The following is a 17,908-nucleotide window of genomic DNA, read 5'->3' on the forward strand; positions in this document are numbered from 1 at the left end:
TTTCTTTATTTTGTTTGTGGCTATCTTAAAATTTTGGAAAGGAGTTTAAATGAAAAAGTTACTTTTTGTATTGATAAATATATTGATACTAAAAAATTGTGTTCTCGTTACAGCTGCTGGACCTAACTATGCATCATCTAAAGAAACATATCAGCTATATTATGATGGTTATATTCAAATGCAATCTGCATATTATGATTGGGAATTCGGTGGACATGTCTATAATGGTCATATGAGATATACGAATAATGCATCAATTGATTCTGGCAGAATATATGTCGGACCAGGTAAGAGTGCTTCTGATGGCACAGTATATTCAAGGTCTTATCGTCAATGGGATACTATGAATCCAATTGCTCCTAAGACTCGTTTTTATTACAATTTTAATGTTGCACCAACAAATGCTTGGCCAATGTATCGCTTATCATTAGATGAACAGAAGAATAATTGGTCCATAGAGAATACTTTTTCTGTTGGAGGATTTATTGAACACTAATTTATAGATAGGTGAATTTAATGTGTGAAAAAAATTTTAAGATAACATTTTATTTTTTTGTAGGTATCTCTACTGTTTTTTTATTGTTAACATTTTACTTTAACTTGAATAATGAAAATATTTTATACACACGTAACTATGTTTATTGGGAAATTGAACAGCTAAATAACGACATGTTAAATGAAATATATCAATCAATTGTAGAAGGAACAGTTGTTGTTCAAGAACAGCATCAATTATTCGTTTATGACCCTGATTTATATATTCAAGATTTATTGGTTGTTGAAGGTAGGATGTTTACTTTAGAAGAATCGCAACAGTCACATAGTAACCATAAATTAGTGACGATACCTACTGATGGAAATATATCTAATTTGGTCAATGAATACGTGACAGGTATTTTTTCAGAGTTAAATAGTAACAATCAATCGATAAATGAAATTCTACCATTAAATCATTACATCTCCGATAAACCTGTTCGTGTCTATTATGTCAATGGGTCACAAATCGCCAAATTGAATAAGATATTTAAAGCGACAGAAAGAAATTTGAGACAAGAACTAAAATTAAGTTGGCCAAAATTTGAATTGAGACCATTTTTAAATCGAATTTTGTTAATCATTATGATTGTATTTCAGATACTATTTTACGGAATTCTTTCAGTAATTCACATGACGTATCGGGACGAACTCGCTCAGTATCGAATATATTCAAAAATCCCTTCTATATATTTATTAACAAACAAACAAGCTAAAAGTCTATTGTTAGATCATTTACTTTGCGCTTTAATTTTAGGTTTATTCTTGATTAAAAGCACAAATCTAAATTATTCAATAAACGGACTTTTAATCATTTTTTCTGTTTTTTGGTTACTTATGATAATGAGTAATTATTTTACATTAAGAAAGGTGATTTAAATGGTTTCTTTGAAGTTATGGTTAAAATTTTTTAGAGAAACTAAATGGTTATCTATCATCACTATTACATCATTTAATGTTATTATTTTGAGTTTAGTTATAATAGGGAATTTTATCTGGTATCAGACCCCGACTGTTTTAGAGTCATTCAAAACACCTTTAACCTACCAAATAAGAGCTGCGATTTCTAAAACGTTAACAGAGCAAGAAATATTAACACTTTTAGAATTTTTTGAAGGAAAAGAGTATGATACTTATGTTACCATTGGGCCAAAAGTATTTGATAGTGAGGTATTTGGCCAGTACTTTTATTATCACTCTTCAGAATCGAAAACAGGAGAATCCTTTCACGAAAATAATTTAGGCGTTTTATCTTTACCAATTTTGTATGTAAAAGATAATCACTATAATTTTAATTCTAACGTCGGTGATAAGCCACAGATTATGTATCAACTTGAAAATTCAATATTCTATAGTATTGATAATAAGGAGTTAAAAATGTTGTTATTGGATGAATATGGTAGAGGAACCGCAATACAAGAGTTTTTGAATAATATCAAATTATCTAATCTCTCAAAGGAAGAGGTTCAATCCCTTAAAAAATCTTTACAAAAACTTGCTGATTATTGCCATGTAAGATTAATATCTACAGATATATTAAGAAATAATCTAGAAGGATTAATGATTTATCTGACATTAATCTTCCTAATTCTGTCAGTAGGAATCATTCTTTCAATTATTTTAGGTCATTTGTGGGCGAACTTTATTATTAATTCATTTATATTAAAGACGGCTTTTGTTTTGGGTGTTGAACTGAAAGTAATTAAGATAGCAAAGATATATCAAAGTGTCACTATTTTTTGTTTATCATATTTTGTAAATAGATTATTACTTACAAGAGGATTGAATACAGATTCAATACATTTATTATTATTTGTTCATGTATTAATGTTCGGAGCATTATTTTTGCAAATCATACAAAATATAAGAGGAGTTACGAAGGATGAATGCTATTTATCTTAGTATTAGAAATTTTCCTCTTAATAAGAACCAATTGCTAAATTTTGAATATACCTTTTACCGCAATCGCATCTATATTCTTACGGGACCAAACGGGTCAGGTAAAACTACAATTTTTAATTTTCTTTCGGGTTTAAAAAAACACCCAAATGTTATTATCAAACCCTCTATGAATTTTAAACCATTGGTAAGTAGAGTTTTTCAAGATTTAAAATTGGTTCCATATTATAGTGGAATCAAGAATTGTCGTTTACCATTTGAAATTAATAATGAGAGAATCAATAATGAAGTTATTTTGAATTTAGCTAGTGACATTAAGATTGATTTTGACTTAAATATACCAGTTAAAGAATTATCTGGTGGACAACAGCAAAAAATTGCAATTTTAAGAATGTTGTTATTAAATCGTGAGATTATATTATTAGATGAAGTCACATCTAACTTAGATGTTGAGTACAAAAAATTTATTGTCAATTATATTATAAATCAGTACCACGATAAATTTATCATTTTCATTTCACATGATGAGTACATTATGCAAATGGGAGAACTTATTAGTCTAGAATAGTGACTTTTGTAATCATTATCCATTTTATTAAATTTATTCATCCTTTTATTTATCTGATAATAATTAAAAGTGGGCTACTTCATTTTTAAGAAATTAAATCAATAATAAACAAAAGACCGCTATTTAACCGAGAACAATCGGTTAAATAGCGGTCAGTTTTACATGATCTATCTGCCAGTAAACAAGAAGTATAATATGATAATGGATCCTAAGATAATACGGTAATAACCGAAGGCTTTAAAGTCGTTTCGTTTAATATAATTAAGTAAGAATTTAATCGCAATAACTGAAACGATAAATGCTACAAACATTCCGACACCTAAATAAATTAATTCTGCCTGGCTAAAGATAAAACCAAATTTTAGCAGTTTTTTCAAGCTTGCGCCAAACATAATCGGTATACTCATATAGAAAGAGAATTCAGTTGCGATGAAACGAGAAGTACCAAGTAACAACGCCCCTAAGATGGTAGAACCGGAACGAGAGGTTCCTGGAATAATGGCTAATGCTTGGAAACATCCGATTAAAAAGGCGTCTTTAAAGGTTAAGGTTTGGAAATTATTAATCTCATGAGCGTGACGACTCTTTTGGCGTGTTTCTATCCAAATAAAGGCAAAACCATAAACAATTAACATAGCGGCAACCACTAGAGGTTTATTAAAATACATCTCCATATAATCATCTAAAACAAGTCCAAACAGGACGGCTGGAATACTCGCCACTGCGACTTTGAACCAGATAAACCAAGTATCTTTACGTTCTTGTGCGGATTTTTTAAATGAAAAAGGATTTAACTTATTAAAGTAAAGTAAGACTACCGCCATAATCGATCCAAGTTGTACTAAGACAAAAAATAATTCCTTAAATTCTGGACTAGAAGTCAGTGAGAAAAACTCTTCAATAATAATCATATGACCTGTACTACTAATCGGTAACCATTCCGTAATCCCTTGAACTATACTCAAGATTAAAATACGGATTAATTCTAAAATATCAATATCAAAATTCATAAATTTTTTAACCTCGCTTTCATACCTATTACATTATACACTTATTTGAAAAAATTAGCGATTATTTTTTACTACTATGATTTGGTATGTTATAATCTCATCTTTGACAGTAAAAATGGCACAAACCCAATATACAAAAGGGTTTGTGCCATTTTTTTATTGCTCAAAAGTGAGTACTATTTTTGTTTTATAATGCTTTTTAATATTTTCTTCATTTTATTTATTGTAATAATTTCTGTATCTGTCCGAAAACCAAATGTTTCATGGAGTTGATCGGTTAAATCTGTTCGAATGTACGTCGGAATATACCCTTCATTTTTGCTTTCTAGGACATTCATTTCACGTAGTGTAGAAATAATTTCTTCACAGGTAGCTGATTCATTAATTTTTTGCTCTAGTAAACGATAGATCAATAACGATAAAAACAAACAAGAAAATATAGTGACCCCCAAAAGTTAGATTTTGGATCTAACTTTTTGGGGTCACTATAAGCTGACCAAGGCGCTTGCGTTTTTTTATTTTATTTTTAAAAATGTTAATCTTGACATCAAGGGATCAAAAGTGTAGAGTATAAATAACTTGAATAACAGATTCCTTTAATTTAGTCCTGTGAGACTGAGAAGGTAAGACGATGGCGGACACTCTATGCTGTCCGTGTATTTAACTATGCGTATCCAACCCTCTCATCTTGTAGGTGAGAGGGTTTTTTGATTAGAAAAAACAAATGAGGTGCGAAAATGCAACAAAAGACAACCGTTTTAGATGAAAAAGCAATTCAAAGAGCATTAACTCGTATCGCGAATGAAATTATTGAACGTAATAAAGGGATAGAAGAATGTGGGTTAGTTGGAATCAAAACAAGAGGCATCTTTTTAGCCAAACGTTTAAGAGATTGCATTGAAAAAATTGAAGGTGAGTCGATTCCAGTTGGTGAGCGCGATATTACTTTATATCGAGATGATCTAACATTTCACACGAATTCCATGGAACCAGAAGTGAGAGGCTCACAATTCCCAGTTGATATTACGAACAAGAAAGTAATTGTTGTAGATGATGTACTTTACACAGGACGTACTGTTCGCGCAGCAATGGATGCTCTTGTAGATGTGGGTAGACCATCATCGATTCAACTAGCTGTTTTAGTTGACCGTGGACATCGTGAATTACCAATTCGTGCTGATTTTATCGGAAAATATATACCAACTTCAAGTCAAGAACGAATTGCTGTGGAATTACTAGAATCTGATAATAATGATCAAGTATGTATTTACAAAAATGAATAATCCCTTTTAAATGTAGTCCCGAGAGGCTAACAAAGGGAGTAGAAGATAGAAATGACCCAGGTCATTTTTATTCACTATGCTCTCTTTGTCAGAAATCACAGACAGAGAGTTTTTTTATTCACGAAACATGAACAAACATGCAGAATTTTCCTAATGATTAAAAATCTGGACATGTCATACAAAATGAAACTTCTAATGATAGGTTAATATGAGTGCAGTAGGGAATCCGCAAATGAATACTTGCACCCGCTACTTTGTATCCTTTATCTCGCAAGAAGTTTTACAAGATAGTAGTAAACAAATACTTTGTATGAAGGCAATGTCACAATTTTTACAGGTAGGCACACATTATTTATAACAACAGAGAGATAAAGGAGTTGGATGTGATATGAATCATCTAGTCTCAATGACTGATTTAAGTCCAAATGATATTGCAGATATTTTAGAAAGAGCACAAGCTTTTGCTGATGGAAAAGTTTGGACACCAGCTGCTAAAAAGTATGTAGCAAATTTATTCTTTGAACCAAGTACTCGAACAAAAACAAGTTTTGAAATGGCAGAAAGAAAACTTGGCTTAGATGTACTTCCATTTGAAACAGACTCATCAAGTGTATTAAAAGGTGAAACATTATATGACACAGTGAAGACACTTGAATCAATTGGTGTCGATTTAGCGGTAATTAGACATAATGATGATGCCTATTACAATGAGTTAGTAAACCATGTAAATATGAAAATAGTTAATGGTGGGGACGGTTGTAGCCAACATCCTTCACAATCATTATTAGATTTATTTACTATCAAACAAGAGTTTGGCACATTTGAAGGCTTACGTGTATCCATCATTGGTGATATCAGTCATAGCCGTGTAGCAAAATCTAATTACGATGCACTTACATCATTAGGATCAGAAGTCGTTTTCTCTGGACCAAAAGAATGGTTTATTGGAGATGAATCTAAGGTATATGTAGATGTAGATGAAGCGATCGAAACATCTGATGTTGTTATGCTTTTACGTATCCAACATGAAAGACATGAAGACGCAATGGAAAGAGCCGCAGAGGAATATCATCGTCAATTTGGTTTAACGATTGAACGTGAGAAAAGAATGAAAAAGATGAGCATAATCATGCATCCAGCTCCAGTGAATCGCAATGTTGAAATTGCTGATGCACTTGTAGAATGTGAAAGATCAAGAATTTTTAAGCAAATGCAAAACGGTGTATTTACAAGAATGGCGATTTTACAAAAACTACTACAATCATAAGGGGAGATTGAAATGAACTGGTTAATTAAAAATGCATCGACAGTCGATCAAACAGAACAGATGGATGTAAGGATTGAAAATGGAATCATAACTGAAACGGGTACAAACCTAGAAAATAAAGGTGAAAAAGAATTTGATGCAAATGGGCTAGTTATTTCACCAGGCTTTATCGATGTACATATCCACTTACGTGAGCCGGGTGGAGAACATAAAGAAACAATTGAAACTGGAACGATGGCAGCTGTTCGAGGTGGTTTTACAACAGTAGCAGCCATGCCAAATACTCGTCCAGTTCCGGATAATAAAGAACAAATGGACTGGTTAGTTGATCAAATCGATAAAAGAGGAAAAGCGAAGGTATTACCATATGCATCGATTACGACACGCCAACTTGGTAAAGAATTAGTTGACTTTAAAGCACTAAAAGAAGCTGGTGCATTTGCCTTCACTGATGATGGGGTAGGTGTACAAGAAGCTGGAACAATGTATGAAGCGATGAAACAAGCAGCGGCATTAGACATGGCAATTGTTGCACATTGTGAAGATAATTCACTTATTTATGGTGGAGCGGTACATGAAGGTACTTTTTCAAAAGCAAATGATTTACCAGGAATTCCATCAATTTGTGAAGCTGTTCATATCGCACGCGATGTCTTATTAGCAGAAGCTGCCGACTGTCATTACCATGTCTGCCATATTAGTACGAAAGAATCTGTTCGTGCGGTAAGGGATGCGAAAAAAGCAGGCATTCGTGTAACTGCAGAAGTATCACCACATCATTTATTATTATGTGATGAAGATATTCCAAGCTTAGATACGAATTTTAAAATGAATCCACCATTACGTGGGAGTGACGACCGCGAGGCATTGATTGAAGGCTTATTAGATGGAACGATTGATTTCATCGCAACAGATCATGCACCACATGCGGAGGATGAAAAGGCACAAGGGATGAAACGTGCACCATTCGGTATTGTTGGATTAGAAACGGCATTCCCATTACTGTATACCCATTTTGTTGAAAAAGGGATTTGTACATTAGAACAATTAATTGGTTGGATGACATATATTCCAGCAAACACATTTAAATTAGATTCTGGAACATTAGAAGTTGGTAAACCAGCAGATATTACATTGCTTGATTTAAATAAAGAGAAAGAAATTAACCCTGAAGAATTTGCTTCAAAAGGTAAAAATACACCATTTGGTGGCTGGGTATGTAATGGTTGGCCAGTAGCAACATTTGTTGATGGAGATTTAAGATGGGCTGAGGAGGATATGCAATAATGAAACGTAAATTAATTTTAGAAGACGGTACGGTATTTATCGGAGAAGCTTTTGGTGGAGAAGGAGAAACAATTGGAGAGGTCATTTTTAATACAACAATGACAGGATACCAAGAAGTGATTTCAGATCCATCAAATTACGGACAAATTTTAACATTTAGCTATCCTTTAATTGGAAATTATGGCATTAATCGCGATGATTTTGAAACGATTCAACCTGTTATTAAAGGAATCATCGTAAAAGAAGTAGCAGAATTCCCGTCAAATTGGAGAAATGAACGTTCACTAGTGGAGTTCTTAGAACAGAAAAATATTCCTGGGATTGCTGGGATCGACACAAGAATGTTGACACGTCATATTCGTGAAAATGGGACAATGAAAGGAGCAATTTGTGGAGAACTAGAAAATCTTGAAGAAGTTTTAGCGCGTCTGAAAGCAGTTAGCTTCCCACAGGATGAAGTGAAACAAGTTGCAGCTACAAAACCATACCCAGTGCCAGGTCGTGAAGATAATGTTGTTGTTGTTGATTTTGGAAATAAGCATGGTATTTTACGCGAATTAACGAAACGTGGAAGTGATGTTACAGTTGTTCCGTTTTGTACATCAGCTGATGAAATTTTATCTTTAAGCCCAGATGGAGTGTTATTATCCAATGGACCTGGAGATGCAAATCTATTAACAAATGCAATTGAAATGGTAAAAGAAGTTCAAGAACAAGTACCTGTATTTGGAATTGGTTTAGGTCACCAACTCCTTGCACTAGCAAATGATAGTGAAGTCGTAAAAATGAAACATGGTCATAGAGGAGCAAGTTATCCAGTGAAAGATCTTGAGTCCAATCAAGTCATCTTTACATCACAAAACCATGGATTTGAAGTGAAGGAAGAGACCTTAAATACGGAAGCATTGACAGTGAAATATCGTGCGATTAATGATGGATCTATTGAAGGGTTACAACATAAAAATTTACCGGCGTTTTCAGTTCAATTCCAACCAGAAGCAGCTCCTGGTTCTGAGGATGCAAAATATATATTCGATGATTTTATCAAATTAATGAAACAACATAAGGGAATGGTGAAGAATAATGGCTAAACGCGAAGATATAAAAAGTATTTTAGTAATTGGATCAGGTCCAATCGTTATCGGACAAGCAGCTGAGTTCGACTATGCGGGAACACAAGCTTGTCTTGCATTAAAAGAAGAAGGCTATCGAGTCATTTTAATTAACTCAAACCCTGCAACAATTATGACAGACACGGAAATTGCCGATGCGGTTTATATTGAACCAATTACATTAGAATTCGTAACTAGAATTATTCGTAAAGAAAATCCAGATGCAATCTTAGCTACACTAGGTGGGCAAACAGGATTAAACATGGCGATGGAACTTGCAAAAGCGGGTGTGCTTGAAGAATGTGGAGTAGAAGTACTTGGTACAAAATTAGATGCGATTCAACAAGCAGAAGACCGCGAAGAGTTTAGAACATTAATGAATAATCTAAATGAACCTGTTCCTGAAAGTGAGATTGTTCATACACTTGAAGAAGCTAAGAAATTTGTTGATGAAGTTGGTTATCCGATTATTGTTCGCCCTGCTTATACATTAGGGGGAACAGGTGGCGGAATTTGTGAAAATGAAGCGGATTTAAAAGAAATCGTAGCAAGTGGTTTAAAAAACAGCCCAGTGACACAATGTTTACTAGAGAAAAGTATTGCGGGCTATAAGGAAATTGAATATGAAGTGATGCGTGACGCAGATGACCAGGCAATCGTCGTTTGTCATATGGAAAACATTGACCCGGTTGGTGTACATACAGGTGACTCCGTTGTTGTTGCGCCATGTCAAACATTAAGTGATCGTGAAATTCAATTATTACGTAATGTATCATTAAAATTAATTCGTGCACTTGGAATCGAAGGTGGATGTAATGTTCAATTAGCATTAGATCCAGAAAGCTTCCAATACTATGTAATCGAAGTAAACCCACGTGTAAGTCGTTCATCAGCACTTGCATCTAAAGCAACTGGTTTCCCAATCGCAAAATTAGCTGCAAAAATTGCAGTTGGATATACATTAGATGAAATTATGAATCCAGTAACAGAAAAAACTTATGCAAGCTTTGAACCAACACTTGATTATATTGTAACGAAAATTCCAAGATGGCCATTTGATAAATTCGAATCTGCCAATCGTTTATTAGGTACACAAATGAAGGCGACAGGTGAAGTAATGGCCGTTGGTCGTTCATTAGAGGAATCATTATTAAAAGCGATTCGTTCACTAGAAAGTGATGTCTATCACTTAGAATTGGATATCGAAAAGCCAATTTCAATGGAAGAACTTGAAAAGCAAATTACCAAACCAACAGATGAGCGTCTATTCTATCTAGGTGAGGCTTTGCGTCAAGGTGTAACAATTGAACAAATCCATGAGTGGAGTAAAATCGATTTATTCTTCTTATATAAATTTGAAAGAATCATTGCATTAGAAAAAAACTAGCAGAAAGCCCATTCGATTTAGAACTAGCTAGAAAAGCTAAACAATTTGGTTTCTCTGATAAAACCATTGCAAAACTATGGAATGAAAAAGAAAGAAAAGTATATGACTGGAGAACAGAAAATGGGCTTGTACCTGTATACAAAAAAGTCGATACTTGCGCAGGTGAATTCGAGTCAGATACCCCTTATTTCTACGCAACATATGAAATTGAAAATGAGACAATTCAAACAGATAAGAAAAAGGTCGTTGTACTAGGTTCTGGACCAATCCGTATCGGACAAGGTGTTGAATTCGACTATGCAACAGTACACTGTGTATGGGCAATTCAAGAAGCAGGTTATGAAGCGATTATTATCAATAATAACCCTGAAACTGTATCTACAGACTTTAGTATTTCAGACAAATTATATTTTGAACCACTAACAATTGAAGATGTTATGCATATTGTTGATTTAGAACAACCAGAAGGAGTCGTTGTTCAATTCGGTGGACAAACAGCGATTAACCTAGCGGCTGATTTAGAAGCACGTGGAGTGAAAATTCTAGGAACAAGCTTGGAAAGTTTAGATCGTGCGGAAAACCGTGACCAATTCGAACAAGCATTATCACAATTAGAGATTCCACAACCAAAAGGGAAAACAGCATTCTCGGTAGAAGGTGCAGTGGAAATTGCGAACTCAATTGGTTATCCAGTACTTGTTCGACCTTCATATGTACTTGGGGGCCGTGCAATGGAAATCGTATATGAGGAAAAAGAATTGCTTCACTATATGAAAAATGCGGTGAAAATCAATCCGGAACATCCGGTTCTTGTCGACCGCTACTTAGTTGGTAAGGAAATTGAAGTAGATGCCATTTCAGATGGTGAAAATGTACTAGTTCCTGGAATTATGGAACATATCGAACGTGCAGGTGTTCACTCCGGTGACTCAATTGCAGTATATCCACCACAAAATATTAGTGATGAAATGCGTGAGAAAATTGTTGATTATACAATCCGCTTAGCAAAAGGATTAGAAATTATTGGATTACTTAATATTCAATATGTTATTTCAAAAGGGGAATTATACGTTATTGAAGTAAATCCGCGTTCAAGTCGTACGGTTCCATTCTTAAGTAAAATTACCAACATTCCAATGGCGAATGTAGCAACAAAAATTATTTTAGGTGAATCATTAACAGATCTCGGTTATAAAACAGGCTTGGCACCAGAAAGAAAAGGGGTATTTGTGAAGGTACCGGTATTCTCATTTGCTAAGTTAAGAAGAGTAGATATATCACTCGGGCCTGAAATGAAATCAACTGGTGAAGTAATGGGGAAAGACCAAACGATGGAAAAAGCTCTGTATAAAGGATTAGTAGCGTCAGGAATGAATATTTCTACACATGGTACAGTGTTAATTACAGTAGCAGATAAAGATAAAGAAGAAGCAACAGCATTAGCACGTCGTTTCTCAGCAATTGGTTACAAGGTTCTCGCAACGAGCGGAACAGCACAAACATTTGCCAATGCAGGCATTCATGTGAATGTCGTTGGAAAAATCGGATCTGAGGGACCAACATTACTAGATGTCATTCGTCAAGGTGAGGCACAATTAATCGTTAACACATTAACGAAGGGTAAAACGCCACAACGTGATGGATTTAGAATCCGTCGTGAATCAGTAGAAAATGGAGTACCTTGTCTTACATCACTTGATACAGCAAAAGCGATTTTAGATGTACTAGAATCAATGGTCTTCTCAGCAGAATCAATGACAGAAGGAGAATAAGTATGATTGTACAAGAAGAGATGTGTGTCGTTGCACATCGCGAGATTGCATTAAATATTTTCGAACTAGTATTGGAAGGTCATTTAGTAGAACAAATAACGGAACCTGGACAATTTGTTCATATCCGTACATCTAAAGGTGTAGATCCCCTATTACGTAGACCGATTAGTATTGCTTCAATTGATGAAGATAATAAGCAAATAACAATTATTTATCGTGCAGAAGGAAAAGGAACAAAACTTCTATCCACTTATCAAGAGGGCGAACAAGTCGATGTACTTGGCCCTCTTGGGAATGGGTTCCCAGTCGATGCTGCTAAAGCTGGCGAAACGGCTTTATTAGTCGGTGGTGGAATTGGAGTCCCACCATTATATGAGCTTGCGAAAGCATTGAATCAACAAGGTGTTCGCACGATTCACGTATTAGGCTTTGAAACAGATGCCAAAGTTTTCTACGAAGAAGAGTTTGGTCAATTGGGTGATACGTATATCGCAACAGTTGATGGCACAAATGGGACAAAAGGTTTTGTAACAGATTGTATTACAAATGAACAGCTTGATTTCGATCTGTTTTATGCATGTGGACCAATCCCCATGTTAAAAGCCTTAAGCGAAGGATATGCGAATAAAACAGGATTTATTTCTTTAGAAGAACGTATGGGCTGTGGGATTGGTGCATGTTTTTCATGTGTCTGTCATTTGAAAGATTCAAAGGAAACAGATTATGTAAAAGTATGTAGTGATGGTCCTGTGTTCCCAGCTGGAAAGGTGGTATTGTAATGAATCGTTTACAAATTGAACTACCTGGATTATCATTAAAAAATCCAATTATGCCCGCATCAGGTTGTTTCGGTTTCGGAAAAGAATTCAGTCAATTGTATGACTTAAACCAACTTGGTGCGATTATGATCAAAGCAACAACATTAGAAACAAGGTATGGGAATCCAACCCCACGAGTAGCTGAAACATCAAGTGGAATGCTAAATGCGATTGGCTTACAAAACCCTGGATTAGAACATGTATTAGCAAATGAATTACCTTGGTTAGAACAATTTGATACGCCAATTATTGCAAATGTAGCTGGTTCCGAGACAGAAGACTATGTAGAAGTTGCTAAACAAATATCTAAAGCACCGAATGTACATGCAATAGAGTTAAACATTTCTTGTCCAAATGTAAAGCAAGGTGGTATTACATTTGGGACGGTTCCCGAAATTGCTCATGATTTAACGAAAAAAGTAAAAGAAGTGTCTGCTGTTCCAGTATATGTAAAATTATCACCGAATGTATCTGATATCGTCACAATGGCAAAGGCGGTAGAAGCTGCAGGAGCTGATGGGTTAACGATGATTAATACATTAATGGGCATGCGTTTAGATCTAAAAACAGGCAAACCCATTTTAGCAAATAAAAGTGGTGGGCTTTCTGGACCAGCAATTAAACCTGTTGCAATTCGAATGATTTATGAAGTAAGTCAACAAGTGAATATCCCAATTATCGGGATGGGCGGTATTGAATCAGCTGACGATGTAATAGAATACTTCTATGCAGGTGCAAGTGCGGTTGCGGTTGGAACATTAAACTTTACAGATCCATTTATTTGTCCGAAAATTATTGATGAATTGCCAACGAAATTAGATGAATTAAAAGTAGAGCATATCTCTGAATTAGTTGGAAGGAGTTGGAAATAAGCAATGACAAAACCAATCATTGCCTTAGATTTTCCAAATGCTTCTTCGGCTACGGAATTTTTATCCCAATTTGAAAATGAATCTTTATATGTAAAAGTTGGAATGGAGCTATATTATCAAGCAGGTGCTCCATTTTTACAAGAATTAAAAGCAGTTGGACATGAAATCTTCTTAGACTTAAAACTTCAAGATATCCCCAACACTGTATATAGTGCGATGAAAATTCTTGCAAGTTTAGGTGTTGATTTAGTAAATGTACATGCAGCTGGCGGAAAAGCAATGATGGAAGCAGCGTTAAAAGGATTAGAAGAAGGTACACCAGAAGGAAAACAACGTCCGAAATTAATTGCTGTTACCCAACTTACAAGTACATCAGAAGCACAAATGCAAAATGAACAATTAATTAAAGAGTCATTACAGACATCTGTTATCCATTATGCTACATTAGCTTATGAAGCAGGACTTGATGGCGTGTTTGCTCTGCACTTGAAGCAGGGGTGATTCGTGATGCGACAAGTGAAGATTTTCTACGCATTACACCGGGGATTCGAATGAGAGGTGACGATGTAAATGACCAAAAACGTGTGGTTACCCCTAGTGACGCACGGGAAATATTGTAGTAGGTCGTTCAATTACTAAAGCAGATGATGCGAGTAAAGCTTATAAACGTGTAAAAAAGGAATGGGAAGTGTAAATATGAGTCAAGATAAAATCGCAAGCCACTTATTAGAAATTGAAGCAGTATTTTTACGTCCAAATGAACCATTCACATGGGCATCAGGAATAAAATCACCGATTTATTGTGATAATCGTCTAACATTATCATATCCACAAGTACGTAAAGAAATCGCTGTTGGTTTAGCAGAATTAATCAAGCAACATTATCCAGAAGCTGATGTAGTTGCGGGTACAGCAACAGCAGGAATTCCACATGCAGCATGGGTTAGTGATGTATTACAATTACCAATGGTTTATGTTCGTTCATCAGCAAAGAGCCATGGTAAAGGTAATCAAATCGAAGGAAAACTTTCTAAAGGTCAAAAAGTTGTTGTCGTGGAAGATTTGATTTCAACTGGTGGAAGTGCCATTACAGCAGCTGAAGCATTACGAAATGAAGGTTGTGAAGTATTAGGAATTGTGGCGATCTTCACTTACGGGTTAGAAAAAGGTCATCAACGTTTAGCTGAAGCAAATCTACAAGCGGAAGCATTAACAAACTATAGTGCTTTATTACAAACGGCTGTAGAAAAAGGATATGTAGAAATAAGTGATATAGAAACACTTGAAAATTGGAGAGAAAATCCTGAAGAGTGGGCTTAGTGTAAAATAATTGTTGGTCAGCTAAAAGCAAAAAAGATAATCCTCTGCTGTACTGTAAGTAGGTAAAACACGCAGAAAGGTAGAGGATTATCCATGAGTATTATAACACAAATTATGCAATAAATTAATGAAATGATGGCAGATTTATATAATCAAGCGATTAAAGGTGAAGTAGACTTTTCAACATGCATTAAAACCATTAGTGATACGATGCGTCAACTCTCAGTCGATTTAGGAGAAAATCTCTGTACAACAATTGAGGAATCACTCTTTGAAAGTCCTGGAAGAAAAGCAAGATATAGCGTTCATCGTAGCGATGATGAAAAAACAATCTCCACACTGATTGGTGACATTAAACTCTCAAGGCGTTATTACAAAGATAAACAAACGGGTGAGTTCTGCTATTTATTGGATGACTTCTCATCGCTCACGCCTCACCAGCGCGTGGATATCAATCTAGAAGCAGCCGTTTACGAGAAGGCTAGTAAGCATTCTTATCAAGAGACCATTGATAGCTTCGAACATATCGGGATTTATAGTCGCCAGACAGTCCAGAATATTGTGCATAAGTATAGCCCGGATTCTGTTGCGTTGCCGGTGGGAGCAAAACGTCAGGTAGACTGCTTATATATTGAAGCCGATGAAGACCATGTAGCTTATCAAGATGGGAAGAATCGGGAAATGCGCTTGGCGTATGTTCACGAAGGATACAAAGAAAATTTAGGATCAAGTGATCGAAAAGAATTAAATATTAGTCGCATATTCACAGGTTTATACGAAGATAGCGAGGAATTGTGGGAAGATGTTTATTACTATCTCGACCAACAATACGATTTAGCAGCCTGTCCGACCCTTTATTTAAGTGGTGACGGGGCTCACTGGATTAAGAAAGGGTTGGACTATCTACCGACTCAGACGAGCTTTGTTCTTGACCCTTATCATACGGTTAAATACCTTCGTCAGGCATGTGTTGGTATCATTTATACGCCACTTTACATCGTTGGCTTTATACAGGTGAAAAAGGCTATCTTCAGGACTATTTCAAAGTGCGACTCAACGATCCGTCGTTACCCGACTCTTCGAAACAAACGCTTCAAAAGGTTCGTCGCTATCTAATAGGTAATTGGGATTCTATCCAAAGACAAAGGGCCCCTCATTATATCGGTTGTAGTGCCGAAGGTCACGTCAGCCATTGGTTAAGTGATCGTTTAAGTTCGCGACCGCTAGGATGGAGTACAACAGGAGCAGAAAACATCGCTAAAGCACGATATATGTGTTGTTATTCAATCTCGTGAGTTTCAATTAACTCATCTGCACGCTCAAGTGTACCTTTTTTAGAAGTTGGATGGAGTACACGCATATAAATTAATAAAGACAAAATTTTATTCAAATTATATGTAAATGAATGTTTATTTGATATTTCTTTGCATATTTTATCTAGATGAAGTTGATGGTAAATCGATTGTAAAAAGAGATAGCCAATATTAAATGATTTGCGTTTCCCTTTATCTAACCTTTTATTAGGGTCATGTTTCACTATGATAGTTTCTGATTTGGCCTTTTTTCTTCCGTTAATTCTTTAGCGTAGGCACGCGCCCATTCTTCAGGATCTACCCCTGGATATTTTTCTCGTATTTGTTCCTCGTTCCCAAGAGCTTCAATGACTTTAGTCGTTGATTTCCCATTTATATCTCTCACGTTATCTATGACGGAGTAAGAAACAGAATTCTTGGACACACTTTTTTTAATGCGCATAGTAACCTCACCAATCATTTAAGATAATTTAGTTATATCATAGCACTAAATAGTACTCAATAAAATAATATGAAATTTGACAAAAAAATAAAGCCATTACTGGCTTGAAGGGTTGTTTTATAAAAAGAAAGTGTCATACTCCCGATAAATTTTTTAACCTCGCTTTCATACCTATTATATTATACACTTATTTGAAAAAATTAGCGATTATTTTTTACTACTATGATTTGGTATGTTATAATATAGCTACTATATTATGATAGGAGCTAATATAAATGTTTGGATTTTTTAAGAAAAAACAACAAGAAAAAGAACCTGTAATTAAAGAAATAAAATTATATGCACCAGCTGATGGTGAGTTAATCAATATTGAACAAGTAAACGATGTCGTTTTTGCTCAAAAAATGATGGGGGACGGTTTTGCTGTACTTCCAACGAATGGCTCAATTTCATCACCAGTAGAAGGTACGATTGTCAATGTCTTTCCGACTCAACATGCAGTAGGATTTAAAGCGGGTGAGTTAGAAGTTTTATTACATATGGGCATTGATACTGTTTCGTTAAATGGTGAACCATTCGAAACGGATGTCAATGAAAACGACAAAGTCACCGCTTCAAGTAAAATATCTGAAGTTGATTTAGATGCTTTAGCAACTGAAGGGAAAGATAATGCGATGATCGTTATCTTTACAAATGGTTCAGAAGTGATTGAAGAGTATAAAATAACTGCTTCAGGTAATGTGACCAAAGGTCAAGAAATTGGTTATATCACTTTAAAATAATCATATATTGAGAGTGTTAGAGTCCCGAGAGGGGCTCTTTTTTGTCTTCTGATACTTAAAAAATATAGCTAGTATTTGATGGTGTAAAAAGACGAAATGATAATTCTTTGATTGTATACTTTTTGCCGCTCCTTGTTGCTGATGGGGTAATAAGATAATGTGAAAAGTATCTGCTTCCCATGACATAGTTCGGAACACTTAACTCAAATCTTATGTTACTAAATAAAGAGATAAGACTGGGC

At 35.0% G+C, this 17,908-nt stretch carries 17 protein-coding genes and 2 pseudogenes; 16 read left to right on the forward strand and 3 right to left on the reverse strand.

Translation table 11 applies throughout. From position 1 onward, the window contains the following. The first annotated feature begins 49 nt into the window (after positions 1 to 49). Genes LB888_RS09485 through LB888_RS09500 form a run of 4 tightly spaced genes read left to right on the forward strand, consistent with a single transcriptional unit; the run spans position 50 to position 3,001 of the window. The gene (locus LB888_RS09485) at positions 50 to 496 is read left to right on the forward strand and encodes a hypothetical protein (protein WP_318752757.1); all 447 of its coding nucleotides are present in this window, start codon (positions 50 to 52) and stop codon (positions 494 to 496) included. 20 nt (positions 497 to 516) lie between these two features. Next, positions 517 to 1,413 carry a hypothetical protein gene (locus tag LB888_RS09490; protein WP_318752758.1) on the forward strand — a complete coding sequence of 299 codons (897 nt, stop codon included), beginning with the start codon at positions 517 to 519 and terminating at the stop codon, positions 1,411 to 1,413. After that, the gene (locus LB888_RS09495; RefSeq protein ID WP_318752759.1) at positions 1,414 to 2,436 is read left to right on the forward strand and encodes a hypothetical protein; all 1,023 of its coding nucleotides are present in this window, start codon (positions 1,414 to 1,416) and stop codon (positions 2,434 to 2,436) included. Beyond that, positions 2,417 to 3,001 (forward strand): ATP-binding cassette domain-containing protein, encoded by a 585-nt coding sequence (locus LB888_RS09500; RefSeq protein WP_318752760.1) that lies wholly within the window; start codon positions 2,417 to 2,419, stop codon positions 2,999 to 3,001. The genes LB888_RS09495 and LB888_RS09500 overlap by 20 nt, the downstream gene beginning before the upstream one ends. 167 nt (positions 3,002 to 3,168) lie before the next feature. Here the strand turns inward: LB888_RS09500 and LB888_RS09505 are convergent, their stop codons facing one another. Both LB888_RS09505 and LB888_RS09510 read right to left on the reverse strand, forming a co-directional pair. Next, on the reverse strand, positions 3,169 to 4,011 hold the full coding sequence (locus tag LB888_RS09505; RefSeq protein ID WP_318752761.1) for an undecaprenyl-diphosphate phosphatase: 843 nt from the start codon (positions 4,009 to 4,011) through the stop codon (positions 3,169 to 3,171). A 176-nt stretch (positions 4,012 to 4,187) separates the two neighbouring features. Beyond that, entirely contained in the window at positions 4,188 to 4,424 is a 237-nt protein-coding gene (locus tag LB888_RS09510; protein ID WP_318752762.1) for a hypothetical protein, read from the reverse strand. A gap of 324 nt (positions 4,425 to 4,748) precedes the next feature. On the opposite strand from LB888_RS09510, the gene pyrR reads away from it, so the two are divergent. The 11 genes and pseudogenes from pyrR to LB888_RS09565 all read left to right on the forward strand — a co-directional run bounded on the left by pyrR (position 4,749) and on the right by LB888_RS09565 (position 16,424). Further along, the gene (gene pyrR / locus LB888_RS09515) at positions 4,749 to 5,294 is read left to right on the forward strand and encodes a bifunctional pyr operon transcriptional regulator/uracil phosphoribosyltransferase PyrR (RefSeq protein WP_318752763.1); all 546 of its coding nucleotides are present in this window, start codon (positions 4,749 to 4,751) and stop codon (positions 5,292 to 5,294) included. Positions 5,295 to 5,682: 388 nt separating this feature from the next. Then, positions 5,683 to 6,561 carry an aspartate carbamoyltransferase catalytic subunit gene (locus LB888_RS09520; RefSeq protein ID WP_318752764.1) on the forward strand — a complete coding sequence of 293 codons (879 nt, stop codon included), beginning with the start codon at positions 5,683 to 5,685 and terminating at the stop codon, positions 6,559 to 6,561. A gap of 12 nt (positions 6,562 to 6,573) precedes the next feature. Next, the gene (locus tag LB888_RS09525; protein ID WP_318752765.1) at positions 6,574 to 7,848 is read left to right on the forward strand and encodes a dihydroorotase; all 1,275 of its coding nucleotides are present in this window, start codon (positions 6,574 to 6,576) and stop codon (positions 7,846 to 7,848) included. Then, positions 7,848 to 8,939 (forward strand): carbamoyl phosphate synthase small subunit, encoded by a 1,092-nt coding sequence (locus LB888_RS09530; protein WP_318752766.1) that lies wholly within the window; start codon positions 7,848 to 7,850, stop codon positions 8,937 to 8,939. The genes LB888_RS09525 and LB888_RS09530 overlap by 1 nt, the downstream gene beginning before the upstream one ends. Continuing rightward, a pseudogene (carB, locus tag LB888_RS09535) lies at positions 8,932 to 12,119 on the forward strand (carbamoyl-phosphate synthase large subunit). The gene LB888_RS09530 and the pseudogene carB overlap by 8 nt, the downstream one beginning before the upstream one ends. 2 nt (positions 12,120 to 12,121) lie before the next feature. After that, complete coding sequence (locus LB888_RS09540) at positions 12,122 to 12,898, forward strand: dihydroorotate dehydrogenase electron transfer subunit (protein ID WP_318752767.1); 777 nt, start codon at positions 12,122 to 12,124, stop codon at positions 12,896 to 12,898. Further along, complete coding sequence (locus tag LB888_RS09545; protein ID WP_276649745.1) at positions 12,898 to 13,809, forward strand: dihydroorotate dehydrogenase; 912 nt, start codon at positions 12,898 to 12,900, stop codon at positions 13,807 to 13,809. The genes LB888_RS09540 and LB888_RS09545 overlap by 1 nt, the downstream gene beginning before the upstream one ends. 3 nt (positions 13,810 to 13,812) lie before the next feature. Further along, positions 13,813 to 14,503 (forward strand): annotated as a pseudogene (gene pyrF / locus LB888_RS09550) (orotidine-5'-phosphate decarboxylase). A gap of 2 nt (positions 14,504 to 14,505) precedes the next feature. Then, entirely contained in the window at positions 14,506 to 15,129 is a 624-nt protein-coding gene (gene pyrE / locus LB888_RS09555) for an orotate phosphoribosyltransferase (protein WP_318752768.1), read from the forward strand. 135 nt (positions 15,130 to 15,264) lie between these two features. Beyond that, positions 15,265 to 16,245: a UPF0236 family transposase-like protein gene (locus tag LB888_RS09560; RefSeq protein ID WP_318752769.1), complete on the forward strand. Its 981-nt coding sequence runs from the start codon at positions 15,265 to 15,267 to the stop codon at positions 16,243 to 16,245. Further along, entirely contained in the window at positions 16,176 to 16,424 is a 249-nt protein-coding gene (locus LB888_RS09565) for a UPF0236 family transposase-like protein (RefSeq protein WP_318752770.1), read from the forward strand. The genes LB888_RS09560 and LB888_RS09565 overlap by 70 nt, the downstream gene beginning before the upstream one ends. 241 nt (positions 16,425 to 16,665) lie before the next feature. On the opposite strand, the gene LB888_RS09570 is transcribed toward LB888_RS09565, so the two are convergent. Beyond that, positions 16,666 to 16,884: a hypothetical protein gene (locus tag LB888_RS09570; protein ID WP_318752771.1), complete on the reverse strand. Its 219-nt coding sequence runs from the start codon at positions 16,882 to 16,884 to the stop codon at positions 16,666 to 16,668. A 275-nt stretch (positions 16,885 to 17,159) separates the two neighbouring features. Here LB888_RS09570 and LB888_RS09575 point away from each other — a divergent pair, with 275 nt between their 5' ends. Beyond that, positions 17,160 to 17,666: a PTS glucose transporter subunit IIA gene (locus LB888_RS09575; protein WP_276649741.1), complete on the forward strand. Its 507-nt coding sequence runs from the start codon at positions 17,160 to 17,162 to the stop codon at positions 17,664 to 17,666. Positions 17,667 to 17,908 lie beyond the last annotated feature (242 nt).

This window comes from Globicatella sp. PHS-GS-PNBC-21-1553, assembly GCF_033564055.1.
In the GTDB taxonomy this organism is placed as follows: domain Bacteria; phylum Bacillota; class Bacilli; order Lactobacillales; family Aerococcaceae; genus Globicatella; species Globicatella sulfidifaciens.

Bases quoted from the DNA above. Each gene is read 5' to 3' on its own strand.
- LB888_RS09490 (WP_318752758.1), top strand. From the start codon at position 517: ATGTGTGAAAAAAATTTTAAGATAACATTTTATTTTTTTGTAGGTATC.
- LB888_RS09570 (WP_318752771.1), bottom strand. From the start codon at position 16,884: ATGCGCATTAAAAAAAGTGTGTCCAAGAATTCTGTTTCTTACTCCGTC.
- LB888_RS09530 (WP_318752766.1), top strand. From the start codon at position 7,848: ATGAAACGTAAATTAATTTTAGAAGACGGTACGGTATTTATCGGAGAA.
- LB888_RS09505 (WP_318752761.1), bottom strand. From the start codon at position 4,011: ATGAATTTTGATATTGATATTTTAGAATTAATCCGTATTTTAATCTTG.
- LB888_RS09545 (WP_276649745.1), top strand. From the start codon at position 12,898: ATGAATCGTTTACAAATTGAACTACCTGGATTATCATTAAAAAATCCA.
- LB888_RS09525 (WP_318752765.1), top strand. From the start codon at position 6,574: ATGAACTGGTTAATTAAAAATGCATCGACAGTCGATCAAACAGAACAG.
- pyrE (WP_318752768.1), top strand. From the start codon at position 14,506: ATGAGTCAAGATAAAATCGCAAGCCACTTATTAGAAATTGAAGCAGTA.
- pyrR (WP_318752763.1), top strand. From the start codon at position 4,749: ATGCAACAAAAGACAACCGTTTTAGATGAAAAAGCAATTCAAAGAGCA.
- LB888_RS09520 (WP_318752764.1), top strand. From the start codon at position 5,683: ATGAATCATCTAGTCTCAATGACTGATTTAAGTCCAAATGATATTGCA.
- LB888_RS09485 (WP_318752757.1), top strand. From the start codon at position 50: ATGAAAAAGTTACTTTTTGTATTGATAAATATATTGATACTAAAAAAT.
- LB888_RS09575 (WP_276649741.1), top strand. From the start codon at position 17,160: ATGTTTGGATTTTTTAAGAAAAAACAACAAGAAAAAGAACCTGTAATT.
- LB888_RS09560 (WP_318752769.1), top strand. From the start codon at position 15,265: ATGGCAGATTTATATAATCAAGCGATTAAAGGTGAAGTAGACTTTTCA.
- LB888_RS09540 (WP_318752767.1), top strand. From the start codon at position 12,122: ATGATTGTACAAGAAGAGATGTGTGTCGTTGCACATCGCGAGATTGCA.
- LB888_RS09500 (WP_318752760.1), top strand. From the start codon at position 2,417: ATGAATGCTATTTATCTTAGTATTAGAAATTTTCCTCTTAATAAGAAC.
- LB888_RS09495 (WP_318752759.1), top strand. From the start codon at position 1,414: ATGGTTTCTTTGAAGTTATGGTTAAAATTTTTTAGAGAAACTAAATGG.